This is a genomic window from Desulfogranum aggregans (genome assembly GCF_055398265.1).
This window is the reverse complement of record NZ_AP042447.1, coordinates 4,332,798-4,353,500: the sequence shown is the minus strand read 5'-3', so window position 1 is coordinate 4,353,500 and position 20,703 is coordinate 4,332,798. Positions and strand designations below refer to the sequence as shown.

The 20,703-nt window shown below is 53.0% G+C and carries 17 protein-coding genes; 8 read left to right on the top strand and 9 right to left on the bottom strand.

Annotated elements, in window-relative coordinates:
* Nucleotides 1-7: 7 nt before the first annotated feature.
* From ACZ52Z_RS19060 to gpmI, 5 genes are all read right to left on the bottom strand, one after another.
* Nucleotides 8-652, bottom strand: coding sequence for a CerR family C-terminal domain-containing protein (locus ACZ52Z_RS19060; protein WP_464268354.1), 645 nt, complete (start codon nucleotides 650-652; stop codon nucleotides 8-10).
* Nucleotides 653-1,445: 793 nt separating this feature from the next.
* Nucleotides 1,446-3,314: an aspartate ammonia-lyase gene (gene aspA, locus ACZ52Z_RS19055; RefSeq protein WP_464268353.1), complete on the bottom strand. Its 1,869-nt coding sequence runs from the start codon at nucleotides 3,312-3,314 to the stop codon at nucleotides 1,446-1,448.
* Between the two features lie 27 nt (nucleotides 3,315-3,341).
* The gene (locus ACZ52Z_RS19050; RefSeq protein ID WP_464268352.1) at nucleotides 3,342-4,649 is read right to left on the bottom strand and encodes an anaerobic C4-dicarboxylate transporter; all 1,308 of its coding nucleotides are present in this window, start codon (nucleotides 4,647-4,649) and stop codon (nucleotides 3,342-3,344) included.
* Between the two features lie 66 nt (nucleotides 4,650-4,715).
* Nucleotides 4,716-5,219 (bottom strand): hypothetical protein, encoded by a 504-nt coding sequence (locus ACZ52Z_RS19045; RefSeq protein WP_464268351.1) that lies wholly within the window; start codon nucleotides 5,217-5,219, stop codon nucleotides 4,716-4,718.
* 372 nt (nucleotides 5,220-5,591) lie between these two features.
* Complete coding sequence (gene gpmI / locus ACZ52Z_RS19040; protein ID WP_464268350.1) at nucleotides 5,592-7,229, bottom strand: 2,3-bisphosphoglycerate-independent phosphoglycerate mutase; 1,638 nt, start codon at nucleotides 7,227-7,229, stop codon at nucleotides 5,592-5,594.
* A gap of 35 nt (nucleotides 7,230-7,264) precedes the next feature.
* Between gpmI and ACZ52Z_RS19035 the strand changes: the two genes are divergently transcribed.
* From ACZ52Z_RS19035 to ACZ52Z_RS19020, 4 genes are all read left to right on the top strand, one after another.
* Nucleotides 7,265-7,717 (top strand): hypothetical protein, encoded by a 453-nt coding sequence (locus tag ACZ52Z_RS19035; protein WP_464268349.1) that lies wholly within the window; start codon nucleotides 7,265-7,267, stop codon nucleotides 7,715-7,717.
* Between the two features lie 198 nt (nucleotides 7,718-7,915).
* Nucleotides 7,916-8,476, top strand: coding sequence for an NUDIX hydrolase (locus ACZ52Z_RS19030; protein WP_464268348.1), 561 nt, complete (start codon nucleotides 7,916-7,918; stop codon nucleotides 8,474-8,476).
* Nucleotides 8,412-9,953 carry a S8 family peptidase gene (locus ACZ52Z_RS19025; RefSeq protein WP_464268347.1) on the top strand — a complete coding sequence of 514 codons (1,542 nt, stop codon included), beginning with the start codon at nucleotides 8,412-8,414 and terminating at the stop codon, nucleotides 9,951-9,953. Before ACZ52Z_RS19030 ends, ACZ52Z_RS19025 begins: the two co-directional genes overlap by 65 nt.
* 348 nt (nucleotides 9,954-10,301) lie before the next feature.
* Nucleotides 10,302-11,279: a malate dehydrogenase gene (locus tag ACZ52Z_RS19020; protein WP_464268346.1), complete on the top strand. Its 978-nt coding sequence runs from the start codon at nucleotides 10,302-10,304 to the stop codon at nucleotides 11,277-11,279.
* 69 nt (nucleotides 11,280-11,348) lie between these two features.
* On the opposite strand, the gene ACZ52Z_RS19015 is transcribed toward ACZ52Z_RS19020, so the two are convergent.
* From ACZ52Z_RS19015 to ACZ52Z_RS19000, 4 genes are all read right to left on the bottom strand, one after another.
* Nucleotides 11,349-11,990: an RluA family pseudouridine synthase gene (locus ACZ52Z_RS19015; RefSeq protein ID WP_464268345.1), complete on the bottom strand. Its 642-nt coding sequence runs from the start codon at nucleotides 11,988-11,990 to the stop codon at nucleotides 11,349-11,351.
* Nucleotide 11,991: 1 nt separating this feature from the next.
* Nucleotides 11,992-12,714 (bottom strand): hypothetical protein, encoded by a 723-nt coding sequence (locus ACZ52Z_RS19010; RefSeq protein WP_464268344.1) that lies wholly within the window; start codon nucleotides 12,712-12,714, stop codon nucleotides 11,992-11,994.
* 73 nt (nucleotides 12,715-12,787) lie between these two features.
* Complete coding sequence (locus tag ACZ52Z_RS19005) at nucleotides 12,788-12,988, bottom strand: DUF2905 domain-containing protein (RefSeq protein WP_464268343.1); 201 nt, start codon at nucleotides 12,986-12,988, stop codon at nucleotides 12,788-12,790.
* Nucleotides 12,989-12,990: 2 nt separating this feature from the next.
* Nucleotides 12,991-13,926 (bottom strand): DMT family transporter, encoded by a 936-nt coding sequence (locus ACZ52Z_RS19000; RefSeq protein ID WP_464268342.1) that lies wholly within the window; start codon nucleotides 13,924-13,926, stop codon nucleotides 12,991-12,993.
* On the opposite strand from ACZ52Z_RS19000, the gene ACZ52Z_RS18995 reads away from it, so the two are divergent.
* The 4 genes from ACZ52Z_RS18995 (at nucleotide 13,909) to clpA (ending at nucleotide 20,604) form a co-directional block, all read left to right on the top strand.
* Entirely contained in the window at nucleotides 13,909-16,374 is a 2,466-nt protein-coding gene (locus ACZ52Z_RS18995) for a hypothetical protein (RefSeq protein WP_464268341.1), read from the top strand. The two genes, ACZ52Z_RS19000 and ACZ52Z_RS18995, sit on opposite strands and share 18 nt — an antisense overlap.
* A gap of 5 nt (nucleotides 16,375-16,379) precedes the next feature.
* The gene (gene holA / locus ACZ52Z_RS18990) at nucleotides 16,380-17,747 is read left to right on the top strand and encodes a DNA polymerase III subunit delta (RefSeq protein WP_464268340.1); all 1,368 of its coding nucleotides are present in this window, start codon (nucleotides 16,380-16,382) and stop codon (nucleotides 17,745-17,747) included.
* A gap of 199 nt (nucleotides 17,748-17,946) precedes the next feature.
* Nucleotides 17,947-18,264, top strand: a complete 318-nt coding sequence (gene clpS / locus ACZ52Z_RS18985) for an ATP-dependent Clp protease adapter ClpS (protein WP_464268339.1) — start codon at nucleotides 17,947-17,949, stop codon at nucleotides 18,262-18,264.
* 72 nt (nucleotides 18,265-18,336) lie between these two features.
* A complete protein-coding gene (gene clpA / locus ACZ52Z_RS18980) occupies nucleotides 18,337-20,604 on the top strand; it encodes an ATP-dependent Clp protease ATP-binding subunit ClpA (protein WP_464268338.1) in 2,268 nt (755 codons plus the stop codon).
* Nucleotides 20,605-20,703: the final 99 nt, after the last annotated feature.

Genomic DNA, 20,703 nt, shown 5'->3' with positions numbered 1-20,703 from the left:
TATCACCTTATTTCAAATCCTCAGGCAAGGGCAACTCAAGCTGCAGAATCATTGCTCTGGAAACGGTTCTTGCCGCCTGGCGGTAAAAGGCCGCATCGGTGATTCGTTCACCGCGGGCCAATTCAAGTACCTGCTCGGTTGCCGCATAATAGACTATTTGTGCATGCAGGATATCCATCCATGCATTGGCTTCTTTGCTGCCGGCCCCTGGTTTTATTTTCCGGTAAAATTCTCTTGTTTTTTCCATGTCAGGGATAAACAGCTGGGCAACGAGGGCCGGCATGGCTGAGGAGGGGTTCACGATCTCGCGCATTAGTATTTGACGCTCCCATCTGGGTTTCTCCGGCTTGAACATTTCATGAAAGTTTCTGTACACCGCAGTTCGTATGATCTCCGCCTGTCCGGCAGGATGCTCGGCAAGCAACGGATTTTCCTCCAGGACCTCAAGAAAGCCGTTGCACCGCTTTTCCGCCATGGCGTGCCGGCACGCCTCCAGATAGAGTTTTTCCTTGCTGCCAAAATGGTAATGGATACTGCCCAGGTTCACCCCTGCCTTTTCTGCAATAGCCCTGGTGCTCACCCCGTCAAATCCAAGCTTGGCAAAAAGCTCGCCGCCGGCTAGCAACAGCTGTTCTCTGGTTGACTTCGTCATGATTCTCCTGTGGTGTAAAACACGCGACCTGCTGCGCAAGCCAAAAAATCGATTAATTAAGTCAAACGACTAAACATGTCAACAGTTAATTCAATGCTTTTTCCTTCATTACGCCAAAAAGGGCCGCACGCCGACATCCGGGTGTTATCTCCCTGGCCCAACCTTGGAATGCCCTATAGCTCCGCTATCGATGCCTGTGGCTGTACACTGACCTCCCCTTGACAGTTGCTGCGGCCCCCCCCTCTGACCGCCTGCTTTTTGCGTATTTATTCGTGTACTTTCCGCTAGGAGAGAGGTATTGTTTTTCAGCATTCTGTGCATATGAAAATTATGCCAGCCTGACATCCTGCCCACGTTTTTTTCAGCGGCTGCAGAGAAGAGCTGGCTAACTCTCACTCCATTGAATAGGCGAGGTATTTATGAAGACGCGATGCAAGTACAAAGGGAGGTGTATTTATTACGGATCGTACCACTGCCAAGGCAACGGAGCACGTTGTCCGGCTAAAAGGTTGCGTCCCTTGAAAAGATCCAGATCGGGAAGACACTAGGGAGCATACTCGGTAAAAAACGTTTCAACCCATCAATTCATCGGAAGTCCTCAGCATTTACCGCTCAAGATGATGGAAGTGCAGGCTGGCGACCGATGGATACATCGCCCATGGCCCAATAGTGAAAAAAAAAGACGAGGCTTCTCATCGTTGGCCTTGAGGATACGGTCAGAAAGGGGCAGGAGGCTACCGAACCTCCCTCCCCTCGCCGCATTGACGGCGGCAAGGGGAGAGAGGGAGAAGGATTATTTTCGAGGAATTTCGCGTGGGTCGGTCATGTTTTCCGGGCGTAGCATGTCGTCAAGCTCTTCCTGGCTCAGCAGGCCTTTTTCCAGCACTAGCGCATACACGCTGCCGCCGGTCTTCAACGCCTCTTTGGCAATGGCAGCCGACTGTTCGTAGCCGATAACCGGCACCAGCGCCGTCACGAGGCCGATGCTGTTCTCCACATACTTTCTGCAAACCTCCTGATTAGCCTCTATACCGGAAATACACCGGGAACTCAGGGTAACGCAGGCATTTTTCAAAATCATCATCCCGTGGAGAAGGTCATAGGCAATAATCGGTTCTGCCATGCAGAGTTCCAGCTCAGAGGCTTCAGCCGCCATGGATACCACCATATCATAGCCCATGACCTGGTAGCAGACCTGATTTACCAGCTCCGGGATAACCGGGTTGACTTTTCCCGGCATAATGGATGATCCGGGTTGCATGGGCGGCAGATTGATTTCATTGAGGCCACAACGGGGACCAGAAGACATCCACCTAAGGTCATTGCATATTTTTGAAATTTGTACAGCTGCGCGTTTCAGTGTTGCCGACATTGCCACAAAAATGCCGGCATTTTGGGTGGCCTCAACCAGGTTTTTTGCTCTTCGTAGCTCAAACCCGCTGACTTCCGATAGCTTTCGGGTAACCAGATTTGAATACCCCGGCGGACTGTTGATGCCGGTACCGATAGCGGTAGCGCCCATGTTGATATCCATGAACTCGTAAGCAGCTCGCTCAATTGCACGGATTGCCGAATCAATCATCACGCTGTAGGCACTGAACTCCTGTCCCAGCGTCATCGGCACGGCGTCCTGATTTTCCGTACGGCCCATTTTCAGCACCAGGGCAAAGGCTTCAGCTTTTTTATCCAACTCCTCCCGAAGACCAGTCATTGCCCTGATCAAGCTTCGGTTGGAGAGCAGCACCGCCAGTTTGATCGCCGTGGGGTAGGCATCATTGGTTGATTGGGAACAGTTAACGTGATCATTGGGGTGGAGATATTGATATTCTCCTTTGCTATGCCCCATGATTTCCAGTCCACGATTGGCGATCACCTCATTGGCGTTCATATTGGTCGAAGTGCCGGCTCCCCCCTGAAACATGTCAACCGTGAACTGTTCTCTGAGTTTCCCGGCCAAGAGCTCATCACAGGCCGCACAGATGGCCTCCATTTTCTGCTGATCAAGGACCCCCAACTCATAATTGGTCAAAGCTGCCGCTTTCTTGACCATGGCCAGACCATCAACCAGATGTTCAAAATTACTGACAAAAACTCCTGAAATGGCAAAGTTCTCCATCGCTCGCTGCGTCTGAACGCCATAGTATACATGGTCAGACATTTCCCGCTGTCCCAACGAATCGTGCTCCAGCCTGAAACCACTCATCACCTGGACGTCACGATTCTGGTGATACAACTGATTTGACAACACCCGTAAACGGCGATTAATCCCCACAGCAACCCTGGAGATAATTCGGAAAAACATTTCCGGTTTTTGCTCGCGCAGCTGATCTATTTTTTCCCTGCTGATTTGCCAAACTTCGGCACCATTGCGGGTAAAGGCTCCGTTACTATGGGAATCCCCCTCGAGAAAAGCTCCTTCGCAGAGCATGGCGCCGGCAATCATGGTTGCCACATGACGCGAAGAACCGTGCAACCCCCGAACCAGTTCTATATCCCCTTCCAATATTATCCCCGCCCACTTTCTGGGGGTGGACTCCTGAAAAAGCCATTCATTGGGTTGATAGGTAACCCGCTGCCCTTCAGAAAAAAACAGAACGAGATCTTGCTCACTGATACCGGTAGCCTTTGCGGCCTGCCTGATAATGCTCTTATCTATTTCCATGAATTCACCTTTACTCAGCAGTTGTTACTAGAGAATAATACCACCAAATACAAACCCTAAAATCACAGCGAAAATTATGGTCAAGGTCCCGGGGATCAGGAATGGGTGATCAAACACGTATTTACCGATCCTGGTCGAACCGGTATCATCAAACTCCACTGCGGCCAGCAGAGTCGGGTAGGTAGGTAGAACAAACAATGCACTCACTGCCGCAAACGAGGCGATAGCCGCAGCCGGACTGACGCCCAGAGCGAGAGCTGCAGGCATGAGCGCTCTGGTAGTGGCCGCCTGGGAGTAAAGCAGCATGGCGGCAAAAAAGAGAACCACAGCCAACAGCCACGGCCGTGTCTCCAGAATATTGGCGGCAAAAACATTAATTTCGTCCAGGTGAGCGGCAACAAAGGTGGTTCCTAGCCAGGCAACCCCAAGGACACAGATACAGGCACTCATTCCCGACTTGAAGGTAGCGGCATTGAGAATATTCTTTGCTTCCACCTTGCAGAGCAAGGTAATCAGGGTGGCAGCGGCCAGCATAAAGGTAATGATGGCATGATCCCGTCCAAGCACCGGTTCCTTAATCAGGCCGACGGTAGAACTGATAGCTGTGGCGTAAAAAACGACCGCTGCTATGGCGATGGCAAAGATAAGTACCGCACGTTTGGCCTCCGGGGCGATATCTCGTTTAGCTGTTTTGACTGCAGCCTCTTTGATCAGCCCTTTGGCCAGGCGCTCCTGATAGACCGGATCATCCTGCAGGTCCTTGCCCATGAAATTGGTGCACACCGCACCGAGCATGACGGCAAGAAAACTGGAGGGAACGGCAATCAACAACAACTGCACGTAATCCACTCCAACCTTTTCCAGCTCGGCAGAGAAAAAAACCACTGCCGCTGATATGGGAGAGGCGGTAATAGCTATCTGGGAAGCAACGGTGGCTATCGCCAGTGGACGGGACGGGCGAATCCCCTCACGCTTGGCGACCTCGGCAATGACCGGCAGGGTGGAAAAGGCTGTGTGCCCGGTACCGGCGAACATGGTCATCACATAGGTGACGATCGGCGCGAGGAAGGTGATGTATTTGGGATTACTCTTCAGCACCTTTTCTGCAATATGCACCAGGTAATCAAGCCCGCCAGCCTCCTGCATGGCGGCAATTGCCGCTATCACCCCCATGATGATCAAAATGACATCGGTCGGGATGCTTCCGGGCTTGAGGCCGAATACAAAGCCAAGTACCAGTACGCCGAAGCCACCAGCAAATCCGATGCCGATGCTGCCCATCCTGGCACCAAGCCAGATAAAGACCAATACAACCAACAGCTCAATCACCCACATTGCGCCCTCCTTACTCACTCAAGCGGAGTGAGAGATATAGTTCATGCATTGAAACAGGGTTGTTGTTCAGGGAAGGGTATAGGTTCCTTGCAATTCTTTGGCGTACCCTCCCACGGCGAGGATATTACCATTTCTTTGTAGCGACAGGGTGGACCACTGAAAGGAGAGCGTCCCGGTAATACCGGTGAGCTCACCGCTCCCGCCAACGATTTCTCCGGATACCTGCGCCCCCTGGGCCATCTGCTCTGCCCTGAGCGCAACATACAGTTCCTGCCCCTCAAGGCTTCGCCAGATGCAACGGATAGCACTGCCTGTGCCCGTGTCGCCCAATCCAATACACCGGGCCCAGTAGTCGACATGCGAGCCAACCCCATCGCGCAGGTTTACATGTCCCGAAAACTTCAGCAGCGCCACCTCCCTTTCACTGCCAAAATCCATTGACTCTCTGGTGCCGCTCGCACTCCAGGTCCCACTAAATGTTCCTGACTCGGCCGCTTGAGCCCCAGCAGTCACGCCCAGCAAGAAAAGTGCTGCAAACATAATCAATCGTACCCATTGACCGACATCCATTTGTCTCCTCCTCTTCAAGTCGTTGAATCGTGCCCCCTGCTTGTTTCCTCTCTGTAATCCTTCACCACCAATCCAGAGGCCATCAGGCAAACAGACCGCTCCTCAGGGGTACGTGCTGTATTTTTCCCAGACAATTGTTGCGTGCCTCCTCACAACTCCCCCCGTTTCCTGGTTGCGTTAAGGAGCCTCGATAGCCTGCAGGCAGGGTATTGCCCTGAATTTATCGATACTCTCGGCCAAGGCTTCCTGGACGTTGATTGTCAGATTCCGCCGACCCTATAGAGTTCTAACAGTTGCAGCCGACAAAGGAGAGCACCACTGTGTCACGTGTACATCTTGCCTCTTTGGATGGTGATTATCTGGCTTATGCCTTCATTCAGCCGCCAATCGCACCAGAGAAGGCTCGTATTCACTGGGTGCGGCATATCCGAGCAAATTACAGAGCGTGGCTGCCACATTTGCCAGACCCGGCTGCTCCACTTCGGACAACACAAAGCGGTTCGAATCGCTATAGTCCAGAATAACAAAAGGTACCGGATTCTTGGTGTGCGCAACCATTGGCAGCCGCTCCCCGTTTTTTTCCGTCCACATGCAGTCGGCATTTCCGTGATCAGCAGTAATCACCGCTATCCCACCGGCGGCTTCAATGGCGGTCAGCACTCGCCCCAGGCAAAGGTCCACGGTTTCAACGGCGATACGTACCGCCGCTTCCACCCCTGTATGGCCAACCATATCCCCATTAGGATAATTAAGCCGAATGAACTTATACTTCCCGCTCCGTATCGCCTCGATCACCGCCACGGTGATCTCCTCTGCCTTCATCCATGGACGCAGATCAAACGTTACTTTATCCGACTCCACCTCTACATAGCGCTCCAATTGAGGGTCAACGTAGCCGGAACGGTTTCCATTCCAAAAATAGGTTACATGTCCGAACTTCTGGGTTTCGGAAATTGCATAGGACCGGACGCCGCTAGCGCAGAGATAGGTCGACAGGGTCTTGTCTATAGAGGGTGGCTCCACCAGGTAGCGGGACGGAATCTCCAAATCCCCGTCGTATTGCATCATACCGGCATACAGTACCTCCGGATGACGCTGGCGGTCGAACTCGACGAATTCCTGCTCTTCAAAAGCCCTGGAGATTTCTATGGCGCGGTCACCACGAAAATTGAAGAAAATTACGGCATCCCCATCCTCAATGGTACCGACAGGCATATTCTTTTCAGCAATGACGAAACTTGCCATATACTGGTCGGTCATCGCCGGGTCCTCCTGGTAATAGGTCGTAATCGCCTCGGTTGCCGAGGAAAAAAAGCGACCCTGTCCCAGCACATGTGCCTTCCATCCGTTTTCGACCACTTGCCAGTCCGCATTATACCGGTCCATGGTGGTCACCATCCGCCCTCCTCCTGAGGCAATGCGATAGTCGCGCTTGCCACCGTCTGACAACGCTGCCAATTTCTTCTCCAGGGCGCCGAAGTACTCCAATGCACTCTTGGCGGCAACATCCCTGCCATCCAACAGCCCATGCACTCGCACCCTGGATATTCCCTCTGCAGCCGCCTGCTTCAGCAAAACGAACAACTGATCAATATGACTGTGCACGTTTCCGTCGGAAACCATGCCGATCAGGTGCAGTGTTCCTCCCCTGCTCACCTTGTTCACGATCTCCAGCCAGGTCTTCCCCCGAAAGGCTGCCCCTGAAGAGAGGGCTTCGTTAACCAGCTTCGCGCCTTGAGAAAAGACACGTCCTGCTCCCAGGGCATTATGGCCGACTTCTGAATTGCCCATATCATCGTCTGAGGGCAATCCCACAGCCGTTCCATGCGCTCGGAGCCGGATAAACATTTCCGCTTCCAGTGCTGCATCCAGCACCGGCGTATAGGCGACGTGCACTCCATCACTGGCATCCTCGGGGCCAAGTCCCACACCGTCCAGAATGATAGTGACAACAGGTCCATCAAACGGCGTATAGCCGGAAAGCGACGATAATTGCTCTGTGCTGTTCATCGTTATATAATCCTGTAGTAATGGAAGAGAAGAGAATGATTCGTCCCAGTTTCGATCGCTTGGCAGTTGGCAGGTATGTCACCCCGCACGCCGCAGATGCACCTGCCAGTAAAAAGAACAAGGCGGAACAGGGCAACCGGGTTCAATCTGAATCACCAACCCATTATGTACTTTATTCCATCGAAACAAAAGAAAAAAATCTTCCCCCTCTGCAACGCCTGCCACCAGCGAAACGAGAGCGCCTGTCAGCATATCGCTGCTTCACCGTTTTAGCCCCGAAACAGCCCGCACTCCCCTTTGATTATATCCCCTCTCGGCTGCATCGTCCTCCAGAGAGCCGATCGGCAGTAGCGAGAGAGGGACGAAGGCCCACCGGTGAACAGGGCATTGATACATTCCAGCATCCTCAATCACGAAGATGCCTTGCACCTGTTCCATTGTCAAACCCTCACGGCCAGATACAGCGCAGGCCATATGCGGCTGCTTAATTCATTTTTTCGCTCCTGACGCGACATTTTACGCCCAACGTCGACAAATGCAGTAAAACAGAGAGTTAAATCAAAAACATGCATGAATTGCCTCTATTTTCCATTTGCATATTCTGTATCATTGTATATCTTTTTCAGGGTGAACTATGTTGTAGAGGTATCCTTTGGTTCACCTCCATCATACTGAGAGGCACCACGTTGAGAGAAGCAGCTGTAGCCACCATAATAACCACTGACCCGATCCCTGAGGTTCTCGTTCTCAAACGTTCCAGCAACCCGAGTGACCCATGGTCTGGGCAGTATGCTTTCCCAGGCGGCCGACGCGATCAAACCGATCAGTCACTGCTGGAAACATGTTTTCGAGAAACGTTAGAGGAATGCGGCATCCGACTGAACTGCGGTTGCTTCGTCAAAAAGTACCCGGTGCGAAAGGCCGGCAACCACCTGGGAAGCCCTACTCCGGTCACCACCTATCTATTTGAGCTGGATCACAGGCCGGCTATCACTCTGCAAGCATCAGAAATAAGTGCGCATGAGTGGCTCCAGCTGGATTATGCGGCTGACGCCTCAAATATCATCCAGCGCCCCATGAGTCCCCGCTGTCCCGATAGGTTGTTCCCTTGCCTCCCCGCTTCCCGGGGCCTGGTATGGGGCTTTACCTTTGAGACCTTGATGATGATCATAGCAGACAGATATGCCAGTGACAGTCAACCATACTTCTCCCCAGCGCTGCAATCACCTCTCCTCAATAGCCATTAGTGTGCACATTCCCTGCATCGCCAAAGCTACTCGTTCCCTGACCCGGAACATCAGGATCTGCACCATATTTCTCCGGTCTGTTTTCCTTCTCGTCCTCTCCACGTTACCCCTGGCTTTCACCGCCCAGGCAGCATCCTCTTATCACAATGCGGTGCAGCTCAACGTTGACTCTATCACCATCGATGCCGATCAGGTTCCGCTACAGTCAATCCTTAGGCAACTGGTTGAGCGGGGGATAGTGGTTAACGCCGACCCCACGATCAATCCACCGGTTTCACTCCACCTGCAATCGGTTTCCCTTGCCGAGGCCGTGAAGGCCCTTCTCAGGCCGGTCAATCATAGCGTTATCTGGGAAGAAAACAGTGAAGGAGGAGTGTATCCGTTGCAGGTAGAAGTGTACGCTCCAGGCAAACGGACAAACATGCAGCCGATGGAAAGCCTACAGCTCTTCCAGACCACTACGCACCCTGAAACCGGGGCACTGCTGGTTGCCGGAGAGCTGCTGGTGAAAAAAAAGGCTGCCGCTTCAGCCGCCAGATTTCACAACCAGATGCGTGACATCGGCGGACGGATTCTTGAGGCCTATTCCGCTACCGCCACCTATCGTGTCCGCTTTTCAGCAGATGCCGACATTGACAGGTTGGTTGCAACTACGTCCGCACTTGACTCTGTGCAACTCGTGGAACCACACTATGCTCTCACCCTGCCGGAAACGGTCGGCCAGCCAGTACTCCCTGCAGGCAGTACCGGCAGGGAAACCTCGCCTACCGCCCAAGCGGTTGCTGTCCTTGATTCTGGCATTGCCACCGAAATGCTCGCCAACCAATGGGTTGCATCCAGCTATGATGCAGTAACCCCGTTTGCTCACGCCCTGGACACTTCCGGCCACGGTACGCAGATGGCGTTGATTGCCTCAGGTTCGGTTGACCCTCTGGGGATTACAGGCCAGGGAGCCACTTCGCCAGTGGTCGCTATTCGTATATTTGACCGAAACGGGATTACCTCAACCTTCAGTGTTTTACGCGCCCTTGATCACGCACAAGCCAATCACGCACGGGTAGTGAGCATGAGTTGGGGCACGCCTGCACAGAGCACGTTTCTCCAACAAGCCGTCCAGCAGGCAGAACAACAAGACCTCATCCTGGTTGCTGCTGCTGGAAACGATCCCACCGGAGAACCCATTTATCCCGCTGCCTATGCAAGCGTGATAGGAGTGGGCGCGCTGCAGCCAGATGGTACACCGTGGGAGTCCTCCAACTTTGGAGCCTTTGTGGAGGTTCACGCTCCTGGATTCGCTGCCTTTACCCTTCAGGATTCGTCCCAGTCAGCCCTCCACGCCGGCACCTCCATCGCAACCGCCTACGTCGCCCATACTATTGCCCAGTTTCTCGACCGCCAGCCACATGCCCCAGTTGCTGAGGTGCGTACCATGCTGCGCAGTCGCTTTTCATCTCCCCGGTCGCTACAGAGCCGGTAAGCCCTCCTGTCGCTGAATGACAATTCATAGACAAAATTACTAAAAACCATTTATTTTCAATTTGTTACAGAACACAGCCAAACAGCGCTTGACTTTTTCAGCATTGATTTGTATCAATAACGGCTGGTTGGATAGCATAGGACAAACGGCTGCTGATTTCATGCCTCTTGCCCTGGCTCCATATGGCATGACAGTGCAATCTTTTGCAGCCCCTATGATCAACCAGGCAGTTGTCTGACAGAAAGAGTATGATTCCTCGACTCCGAGGTTTTGTGTTTACGTTGCGGTAGTACCCAATACAGATTGGCCTACCTGGTCTTAAGACAAACTCAGTGTAAGGAGAAAAAAATGAAAGCACCAGTTCGTGTAGCCGTTACCGGCGCAGCAGGACAAATCAGCTACTCCATCATCTTCCGCATCGCCAGCGGCAGCATGCTTGGTCCTGATCAGCCCGTCATCCTCCAGCTTCTGGAAATTCCGCCGGCAATGGATGCACTTAACGGCGTTGTAATGGAGCTTAATGACTGTGCATTTCCACTTGTTGCCGGTGTCGTTGCAACCGATGATGCAAATGTCGCCTTCAAAGACGTTGATTTCGCGATCTTGGTAGGTGCTCGTCCTCGTGGACCTGGAATGGAGCGTTCCGACCTGTTGGAAGCCAATGCCCAGATTTTCTCCGCCCAGGGTAAAGCACTCAACGACAACGCCAGTCGCGACGTGAAAGTACTGGTTGTCGGTAATCCCGCCAATACCAATGCCCTGATCACCCTGAAAAATGCACCTGATCTCAACCCGCGCAACATCACGGCTATGATGCGCCTGGATCACAACCGTGCCATGTCCCAGCTTGCTGAAAAGACTGGCGCCCACACCACCGACATCGAAAAAATGGTTGTCTGGGGTAACCACTCCGCCACCCAGTATCCGGATATCAGCTACGCCACCGTCAAAGGTGAAGCTGCCAAATCCATGGTTGATGATGCATGGAACGTAGACACCTTCATTCCTGTTGTGCAGCAACGCGGTGCAGCCATCATCAAGGCACGTGGTGCATCCAGTGCAGCTTCGGCAGCATCTGCTGCAGTTGATCATATGCGAAGCTGGGCCCTCGGCAGCAACGGCAAGTGGGTCAGCATGGGCGTATACAGCGCAGGCAATCCTTACGGTATCGATGAAGATATCATCTACTCTTTCCCCATTACCACCGAGAACGGTGAATGGAAGATCGTAGAAGGTCTGGAAGTCAGCGACTTCAGCCGTGAGCGCATGAAGCAGACCGAAGACGAACTGGTCGGTGAAAGGGATGCTATCAAGCACCTGCTGTAAATTGTATCAGTAGTACACAACAAGGGGATGCCTCAGGGCATCCCCTTTTTTTTGCCCCACCATCTGGCACTAAAAAGGAACCGGGGAGATACAACAGAGTGCATGGCCGGAAACGGGATGAACAAACTGGATCCCTGAGGCATGGAGCAGCATCCTTCCCCCCTCCTCGCCATCGCCGTAGAGTGCATCGCCGACAATAGGAAAGCCCAGGCCTTTCTGGTGACTCGCATGCAACCGCAACTGGTGGGTCCTTCCGGTTTGCGGAAAAAACTCCACCCTGGTTGTCTCGCGGTACCGTTTGATCACCCGCCACCGGGTTCGACCGGTTTTTCCGCCCACAGGATCGTACACCTGATACGGACGATTATCTGGATCCAATCGAAAGGCCAATTCAATCTGTCCGCCACTCCCCACCACCGTACCGTTGATAATCGCCTCGTATCGCTTAATAACTGTTCGACGTTCAAATTGTTGTGAGAGATGACGATGTGCTGCCCGAGTCAGCCCCAGCACCATAAGCCCTGAGGTTGCCATATCGAGACGATGAACAGCCGGTTGCGGAATACACTCCGGCCACATGCGCCGCACTCTGGAAACCACACAGTCCTGCTTGTCCACTCCTCTGCCGGGAACAGCCAACATACCGCCAGGCTTGTTCACCACAACAAAAGCTTCCTCGGCGAGAACAACATCCAAAACCTGCTCAGCCATACTACTCCCCGGCCCCACACAGTAAAAAACCGAGAATGGGTTCACACTTGGTCGCGCACGGGGGATAAAACACTCCATGCTGCCTGGAGCCGGATGCATTTTCCCTGCCCCAGAAAAACTCGGCAAGCCCAAGCGGACGAACTCCATTGATTGCTGCATGATGAAGCAACTTGGGCGCGCAACAGTCACCCGTACCGGTTGGCGGGGAACCGTTCCCCATATACACATCAGAAAGCCCGCCGCTCACCCCTCGGAAATTGGTAAAACTATACAAACGGTGAATATCTCGCATCAGTTGCTGCGACAGGTGCCTTCTCCTATGTTTCAGCACCCTCACATGCTCGCCATTTCGATGGGAAAACTCGTTAATTTCCCGGGTAAGCTGTTTCACCTGCCGCTCTCCCTCCGCGACGGTCGCTGCAAAGGCCCATGGCTCAACAACCGGTGCAACCCACCCTGCCACTGTCCACATGGAGTTATATTGGCCGGAAAAAGCATAGTAGCGGCGTTCCCGACCTCGTCGATCGATGCCCACCAGGGCACCAAACATCTTTCCCCGTGCAGGTCCAAAGAGATAGTCGGTTTGGCAGCGAGGATCGCTCCGCCTCACGGGGACCGTGTAATCAATGCGTTGGAGCGTGGAAAGCAGTTCCATCAACCGCAGGCAGGCCTGGTAGGCCTTCCCCGTACCGATACCGTGACGTCGACCGCATAAAGGGCACATTCCTCCGACCGCCGATGTCGGCCCCGTCCTCCCGTAAGCCACGCTCAACGACACCCTCTCCTCAGTGCCCTGACTACTTCCTGAACAACCACAGCAACAAGGTGATAAGGATACTGATCACCAGGCAGGTGGTAAGTGGAAAATGAAACCGAAAATTCTCACGAACTATGGAGATGTCGCCGGGAAGACGACCGAACGGGATGCTTTTTATCCATGGCCAACCAAGGCCTATGACGATACATGCCACCCCCAGCCAAACCAGTCCTCTATTCATCTTCAAGCCTCCGATATTCGCTGCCGACGATCCTGACTGAGAACAACCCCGAAAAACACCACCAGGCAGGCAAGGAACTGAACGGTGGAAAGCCGCTCACCGAGCACAAAAAAACCAAGCAGTAACGCAAACACCGGAATAAGATTGATGTATGCAGAAGCCTGGTTGGCTGGAATCCTGCTTATGCCAAAATTGTACAACCCGTACGCACCCACACTGACAAAAACCCCTAAATAGAAAACAATCGCCACCCCGGTCACAGGAAAATGGTCTGGAATGGATACCTGGGGAAGCAGGAGGCACGGCAGAAAAAAAAGAGCGCCTAGGATGCACTGAACAGCAGTGAGAAAAAAAGAAGATAGATCCCTGCTCAGGTACTTGAGCAGAACAATGTAGCCGGTGGCGCAGACCATGGCCATAAACTCAAGGAAATTGCCCAACCCAGGGTTGGGGGCCTGCTGCGTATTTGTGCCGGCAAGAGTCAGCCAGGTGGCACCGGCAGCAGCAATCAGAAACCCGAGCATTGTTTTGCGCGAAATACGCTCTCCCAGCAAAAAACCGGCAGACAAAGCTACCAGCAGGGGGAGCATGGTCGCAATCATCGATGCCTGAGAGGCAGAGGTGTGCTGCAGCGCGGCCGCTTCAAACAAGAAATAAAAACAGGGTTCGCACAACGCCATTGCCCCTAAAGGCAACAGGTGTTTTTTCTGCAGCCCGACCTTGACAAAGTGACGAATAAAAGGAAGAAAGCACAGTGAAGCGATCACCAGGCGTCCCGAAACGACGAGCAGGGGATCAAGATCAAAAAAGGCATACTTCATTGCCACAAAGGAACTGCCCCAGAGGAGCATGGCCACGAGCATGGCCAGGCCCGGCAAGAGTTGTTTTGGAAAGGAGTACCCCCAAATTCTGATACCACTATGCTGTCTCTTCATCATTTCCATCTTTCAACAAAAAAATACCTGGCCGCGGGTAGCGTGGCCCTGTCGCTCTTCTTCGGTCAATGCTCCACAGGCGTGCACGGAAAAAACCTTGACCTCCATGGCGCCAGCCAGCGCCAGACGTACAGTCTATACCAGAGAAACGGCTGTCTTACCAGCGAAGAGGCAGCCTACGGCAAGGAAATCATCAAAGGACTCAACTATCCTGCAGAACGCGCTTTTCGGCTCTTTTGCCGACTCCCGGCCCTCAGTTTTACGCAATATCAGCAAGTCTGGTCACTTCTGCTGAACTATCGTCTCTCCTACGGTCAGGTTCTCTGCCTGGAACAATGGTGCACGGTGGAACCCGTTGATTTTGAACGGCTATTTGAGGCAGTGCCTGTTTTTCATACCCTTTCCCATACTGCGGAAAAAACCCTTCTCGCTTTTCTGGAGCTTCCCGACATCACCGCCCAGTTCAGTACCGAGCTGATACCTGTGCTCAATGGATTGTCCCTACCAATGCACCTGGCCCTGCGTTCCATGATCACCGTGCAAAAAATGACCGCAGCTCGCATAACCCCGGCCATACTCGAGCTGCAACTCCTTTCGGACAGTCAAGCCATGGCATTGGCCAACTATGCTAAAATTCCGGAGATGCAATCAAGGACCCTTTTTGACGGGCTGAGCCTGATTGCACGACTGCGCCAGCAGGATGCCTGGAATGCTCATTTCCTTTTTTCCGCTCCTGAACTCAACTGGAGGGAGGCATGGGACTGGCTTGTTGCCTTTTTCGCCCTGCCCGCTGATCTCCAGGAAGAGCAATATTTCCGCTTCACCGATCAACAGAAAAATCAACTGCTGCACGGTATGTACCGCGGAGGTGAGAAGCTCATTCGGCAAATCAACGACCTGCACAGTGTAACCGATCGCTTCGGAATGGAGTTTTCCAACACAGCGCTCCATCGGCTTTCACTGCAAGAACTCCAACGACTGTTTTTTCGCCTCGCACCGGTCATCAGATACCGCTGGAATACCACCTTCTCCAAGGCATTGAACAGCGGCAACCGACCTGCTGCTGTCACTGTTTTACGGCAGGCAACGTCCGAAGCTCGGTCGCACGTGGCAGCTTCACTCACCTCGGCCAATATTTACGCATTGCTGGCCCAAGGTGGAGAACTCTATGACTCCTCCTTCAGGGATATTCTCGTTCCAGTTCTTCAGCAGCGGATAGTGGATGAATTCCAGGGGAATACCCTTTATTTTTTCCAGGCCGCTGATCCGGCTCACGTTCTGGTTTCCTCTTTTATCACCAGCTGTGCACAAAAGGGCAAACTGGCATCCTTCTTGCCCAGCGATGAACAGCAACAGCAGCAGGTACTCGACCTGGTCGCGAACTCTGCCTTTGGCGACCCCGCGGCCCTACTGGTTTTCTCCGCCAGCATGCACCCACTGCTCAAAGTACTCCAACCAACCGCCCGCAACTACCTGGTAGGAAAAATGGTTGCCGCCACCCATATGGCTTCTCCCCCTATGGCTCGGTTACTTGCGGTCACCCTCCAGTACGCCCTCCGATATCACGGGGATATGTTGTCTGCTTTCGACCGACAGCAGATCGAGAAGCTCGTTGAACGCTACGGTAGGATATCGTTTGCAGACTACCTAAAGACTCCGTTCAATGAATGGAAGGCTGACAACCGCCTGGTTTCCCTTTCTCTTTTTTATCCCGACGATGACGGCAAGCGTTCTTTTCGCTCTTTTACCGATCGGCTGCTGCAACAGGGCTATGTTTGGCAGGAGGCTGCCACTCTCCCTGAAAATGTAAAACAGCGGCTTCAAGCAACCCTTCAGCCCTCGTCAGTCTCGCCGCCCCATACTGATATGGGGCGCCTTTTCAGTAGTATGCAGCGGACCAGGGAACGCGTTACCTTCTCCAAGATGGTCAATGGCATCACTCTCTGCCACACGCTCTCCGTATATGCCGATCCGCTCAGTCAGCAACAGCAGTTGCTCCACTTCTTCACCAGCGGCCACGAAATGTTGATCCAACGCGGTCACAGTTACTGGCGGGACGAACAGATCATCGAACCGATGAGCGAACTTGTCCGCCAGGGCCTGCTCACTCCTAACATGCTGGAGCAAAAACAACGCTTTCTCAGCCTGGGGTCCTGTGGCGGAATCAAAGCCTATAGTCGGCTCAATGCCCTGTTTGACGGCTCAGTGGATGTACTGGCGACCATTGGCACTGGCCTGGCGGAAATCAACGATCCGTACAATATTTTTCTCTTTGAATTCATTGCCGCCCAATCCGGCGCTCCTTCGTGGGATGACGTCAGTCGCGGCGCGGATAAGTTTTTCAGCTCCGGTCGCGGACATGATTATCTCCAGCCAGGTTCACTGACCGCGATCCTTCACAAAATACTGCATACCATGGCACACGACATGCCATCACCCACTGAGAGTTAATCGACATGTCCATTCATACGCGTGAATCCTTTCCAGCATTGCTCAAAGAGTCGACCCACGCCCCGGCCCAATGCTACTTGCTCTTTGGTGAACGCTACCTCTGCAGAGATGCGGCGAAAAAGCTGACAGAACACCTGCTGCACGCCACACCGGGAACAATGCATGCCATTGACGGCGACCGGGAAGATATCACCACCCTGGTGTACAAGCTTCGCAGCTTCAGCCTCCTGCCAGGCCGCCAAGTGTACAAGGTCACCGATACCCGTCTGTTTCTCTCGAAAAATGTTGCCAACAACATCTGGAAAAAAGCTCTTCAGGCGCACCAGGCAGGGAAAAGCGAGCTGGTTGTCCGCCACCTGCGCGGGTTGCTCAATGCGGGGGGGATAGGGCCTCAAGACCAGGAAAGCAATCTGCAAGGCCTGACCCCGAAGCAATGGCAGCATCATTTCGGCTTCAACAAACCTGATGAAGATCTTTCCTGGACAGCCGAACCGCTTGCAACCATAGGAGAAAAGGCCAGTGCCACTCTTTCCGACGCCTCGGATGGCCCTGCATTGCTCATGGATTGCCTTGAGGAGGGCATCCCTGGGACAAATATCCTGGTTTTATTGGCTGACGAGGTGGATAAGCGGAAAAAACTCTTTCAATACTTCAAAAAAAACCATGCGGTAATCGACCTCAGCGTGGAAACCGGCGCTTCTGCCAAAGCCAAGAAACACCAGAAGGACGTGCTCCTGTCTCTGATCAGACAGACCCTGGCCGAGATGAATAAAACACTGTCTCCCGGGGTGGCGGAGCGCCTGATTGACCGGGTGGGGTTTCATCCGGTGGCAGTGGTCACAGAGTTGCGCAAAGTGATGCTCTACTGCGGTGATCGACAGGATATTACCCAAGAGGACCTGGATGCGGTGGTCGGCAGAACCCGGCAGGAAGCAATCTTTGAGCTGACCTCGGCCCTCTCGGAAAAAAACCTTCAACGCGTACTGGTGGTGGCTGATCGCCTCCAGGCCAATGGTTTCCATCCGCTTGCCCTGATCGCAGCGCTCCGAAACTCCATTCGCTCTCTTTTGCTCTTTCGAGCCCTTCAGGAACAACGCCGTTTTCACTACAGCCCCTCTCTTTCTGCCGCAGTGTTTCAACAGCAGTGCCTGCCACGCCTGAAAGAACACAGCCGGTGGAAGAAAGAACTGAGCGGGCATCCCTTTGCCTTGTTCATGCAGTTCAAAACAGCGGCCAGCCACTCACTGCCGCAGTTGCAGCATTGGCTCAGTTTATTGCTCGAAGCGGAACTGCGGCTCAAAGGATCTCCACTCTCCAGCCAGATCGTCCTCGAGCACCTCTTTCTCTCCATGCTCTCGGGACGAAGCGGTTAAACCCCGCCCCATTCGTTACCTGCGCCTTGAAAATTCAACCGAGAGCATTACTATACTAGTAGTATCGGTGGGTAATGGAAAAACATTCTCCACTCAAATTACCCTTGCTATTTTAACCTGTTAGAGAGTGTTCACAGCATGGGTCCCTGTATTGCAGGTACCTGCTTTTGAAAACTACAAAATTTTTCAGTTGTTCGGAATGGCCAAAGAACAAGCAAATCTTCACGGTGAAATCCTTGCCGAGAATAAAACCGAGTTGAAGGAACCGCCGCTGTTTAAGGTGCTCCTTCACAATGACGACTACACGACCATGGATTTTGTGGTGATGATTCTTGAGACAATCTTCAACAAGGATACTGCTGAGGCCACAAAAATCATGCTCGATGTGCACCACCAGGGAGTTGGTATTGCAGGGATATACACCCGAGAAATTGGTGAAACCAAAATTTCACAGGTACACCACCTTGCAAAAAAACACCAATTTCCCTTAAAATGTTCTCTAGAAAAAGACTGCTAATTTTCCCAGAGTCCCCGATCGTTTCACCCCGGAGAAAAGTTTGAAACCGGCCTCTGTAGAAGGATAAAGACTATGCTGAGCAAAGAACTGGAACTGGCACTAATCAAGGCCATTAAAGAAGCAAAATCCCAGCAGCACGAATACGTCACGGTAGAGCATATGCTCTATGGTCTGCTCCATGATGACCTGGCACGGCACATCATCGACAAGTGCGGTGGAAACAATGACAACATCAAGGAGCGGCTAGAGCATTTCTTCACCACGGGCATGCCGCTGTTGAAAAACAATGAAGCTGAACCAGCGCAGACGGTGGCCTTCAACAGGGTGCTGCAAAGAGCAGTAAGCCATGTGCAGAGTTGCGGGAAAAAACAGGTTGATACCGGGGATGTTCTGGTATCCATTCTTACCGAACCCGACTCCCATGCCGTCTATTTCCTGGGTTCAGAAGGCGTTGGTCGACTTGAAGTAGTGGAGTATATCTCCCACGGCCTGCCGGAAACGATGCAGCGTGAACCGCTCAGGCAGGCGCCTCCCCCGCCGAATAAAAAGAAACAACAGAAGAGTACAGCCAGCGCACTCGAAGAATTCACCATCAATTACAGTGAACGCGCTGCCGAGGGGCACATTGATCCCCTTATCGGCCGGGATACCGAGTTGCACCGCATGATGCAGGTTCTCTGTCGCCGTAAAAAGAACAACCCGCTTCTTGTTGGCGAACCGGGGGTTGGTAAAACCGCCATGGCTGAAGGGCTTGCCCTGCGAATCTACGAGGACGCCATCGCCCGCCAGGCGGACCAGCCTGACAGGGACAAACTGGTGCCCGACCTGTTGCGGGACACAGAAATATACATGCTTGATCTTGGAACCCTGGTAGCCGGAACCAAATACCGCGGTGACTTTGAAAAGCGGCTCAAAGAGGTTGTTGCAGCGATTGAGGAAAAAGACAACGCAATCCTCTTTATCGATGAGATGCATACCATCATCGGGGCAGGAGCAACAAGCGGCGGTTCCATGGATGCTTCCAACCTTCTGAAACCCGCTTTGCAGGCCGGTACCATTCGCTGCATCGGCTCCACCACTTATGAAGAATACAAAAACCATATTGAAAAGGACCGGGCCCTTTCACGCCGATTTCAAAAAATTGACATTGAAGAACCCTCTATTGAGGATACCTGCAATATTCTCAAAGGGTTGCAGTCCCGCTATGAAAAGCATCACAATGTCCGCTATTCTAAAAACGCCATTATCTCTACGGCAGAATTGGCAGATCGATACATCAACGACCGCTTTCTCCCTGACAAGGCGATTGACATCATGGACGAAGTCGGCGCCTCCTTTCGCCTGGAGGGAAGAATTGGAAAAACCGTAGGGGTACGCGATGTGGAGCGCATTGTCTCCAAAATGGCTCGAGTACCGGTTTCCAGTAAGGTGAATGATGACACCAAAGACCTGCGCAACCTGTCAACCAAACTCAAGTCCGCCATCTTTGGCCAGGATGAGGCACTGGAAGCCGTGGTGACCGCAGTCAAGCGCTCCCGAGCCGGCTTGGGCAATCCCCTCTCCCCGACTGGGTCGTTCCTGTTCGCCGGCCCGACCGGGGTCGGTAAAACAGAAGTTGCCCGCCAGTTGGCCCAGGCCCTCTCTATCCATTTTGAGCGGTTCGACATGAGCGAATATATGGAAAAGCACGCTGTGGCGCGACTCATAGGTGCCCCTCCCGGGTACGTGGGATTCGATCAGGGTGGTCTGCTGACCGATTCCATCCGCAAACACCCCTACTCAGTTCTGCTCCTGGACGAAATAGAAAAAGCCCATCCGGATGTTTTCTCCGTACTGCTGCAGGTCATGGATCACTCCACCCTGACGGATAATGCCGGCCGCCGGGCCGATTTTCGCAATGTGATCATTATTATGACAACCAATGCCGGAGCGCGGGAAATGAGCGAACAGAGCATTGGCTTTATCGGCGACGGCAAAGGCAAAGAGCAAAAAGCGATCAAAAACCTTTTTTCCCCAGAATTTCGTAACCGGCTCGATGCCATCATCAGTTTCTCCGCTCTTTCCACCAAGACAGTGGAAAAGGTTGTGGACAAAATGGTGCTGGAACTGCAAAGCCAGTTATCGGAAAAGAACGTCGCCATCAGCCTTACCCCCAGTGCCCGACGCTGGATAGCCAGTGAAGGCTACCAACCAGCGTATGGAGCCCGCCCTCTGCGTCGCCTGATCATGAAGGAAATCGGTGATCCTTTGACCGACGAAATCCTCTTCGGGGCGCTGAAAAAAGGTGGGAAAGTACGGGTTGGTCGGAGAAACGACAAAATGACCTTTAAGTACAGCTAGCCTCTGCTTCCAAGGAAAAACCATCGGCGCGCTCATCGCATGCCGATGGTTTCCCTATTCCTCTCCCTTTCGGTACAATTTTTTATACTTTCTTTCTCT

Coding starts and splice junctions, on each gene's coding strand:
- gpmI (WP_464268350.1), bottom strand. CDS start 7,229: ATGAACAGCACAGAGCAATTATCGTCGCTTTCCGGCTATACGCCGTTT.
- ACZ52Z_RS19000 (WP_464268342.1), bottom strand. CDS start 13,926: ATGATGAAGAGACAGCATAGTGGTATCAGAATTTGGGGGTACTCCTTT.
- ACZ52Z_RS19050 (WP_464268352.1), bottom strand. CDS start 4,649: ATGTGGGTGATTGAGCTGTTGGTTGTATTGGTCTTTATCTGGCTTGGT.
- ACZ52Z_RS19020 (WP_464268346.1), top strand. CDS start 10,302: ATGAAAGCACCAGTTCGTGTAGCCGTTACCGGCGCAGCAGGACAAATC.
- clpA (WP_464268338.1), top strand. CDS start 18,337: ATGCTGAGCAAAGAACTGGAACTGGCACTAATCAAGGCCATTAAAGAA.
- aspA (WP_464268353.1), bottom strand. CDS start 3,314: ATGGAAATAGATAAGAGCATTATCAGGCAGGCCGCAAAGGCTACCGGT.
- ACZ52Z_RS19015 (WP_464268345.1), bottom strand. CDS start 11,990: ATGGCTGAGCAGGTTTTGGATGTTGTTCTCGCCGAGGAAGCTTTTGTT.
- ACZ52Z_RS18995 (WP_464268341.1), top strand. CDS start 13,909: ATGCTGTCTCTTCATCATTTCCATCTTTCAACAAAAAAATACCTGGCC.
- clpS (WP_464268339.1), top strand. CDS start 17,947: ATGGCCAAAGAACAAGCAAATCTTCACGGTGAAATCCTTGCCGAGAAT.
- ACZ52Z_RS19045 (WP_464268351.1), bottom strand. CDS start 5,219: ATGGATGTCGGTCAATGGGTACGATTGATTATGTTTGCAGCACTTTTC.
- ACZ52Z_RS19005 (WP_464268343.1), bottom strand. CDS start 12,988: ATGAATAGAGGACTGGTTTGGCTGGGGGTGGCATGTATCGTCATAGGC.
- holA (WP_464268340.1), top strand. CDS start 16,380: ATGTCCATTCATACGCGTGAATCCTTTCCAGCATTGCTCAAAGAGTCG.
- ACZ52Z_RS19025 (WP_464268347.1), top strand. CDS start 8,412: ATGCCAGTGACAGTCAACCATACTTCTCCCCAGCGCTGCAATCACCTC.
- ACZ52Z_RS19010 (WP_464268344.1), bottom strand. CDS start 12,714: ATGTGCCCTTTATGCGGTCGACGTCACGGTATCGGTACGGGGAAGGCC.
- ACZ52Z_RS19035 (WP_464268349.1), top strand. CDS start 7,265: ATGATTCGTCCCAGTTTCGATCGCTTGGCAGTTGGCAGGTATGTCACC.
- ACZ52Z_RS19060 (WP_464268354.1), bottom strand. CDS start 652: ATGACGAAGTCAACCAGAGAACAGCTGTTGCTAGCCGGCGGCGAGCTT.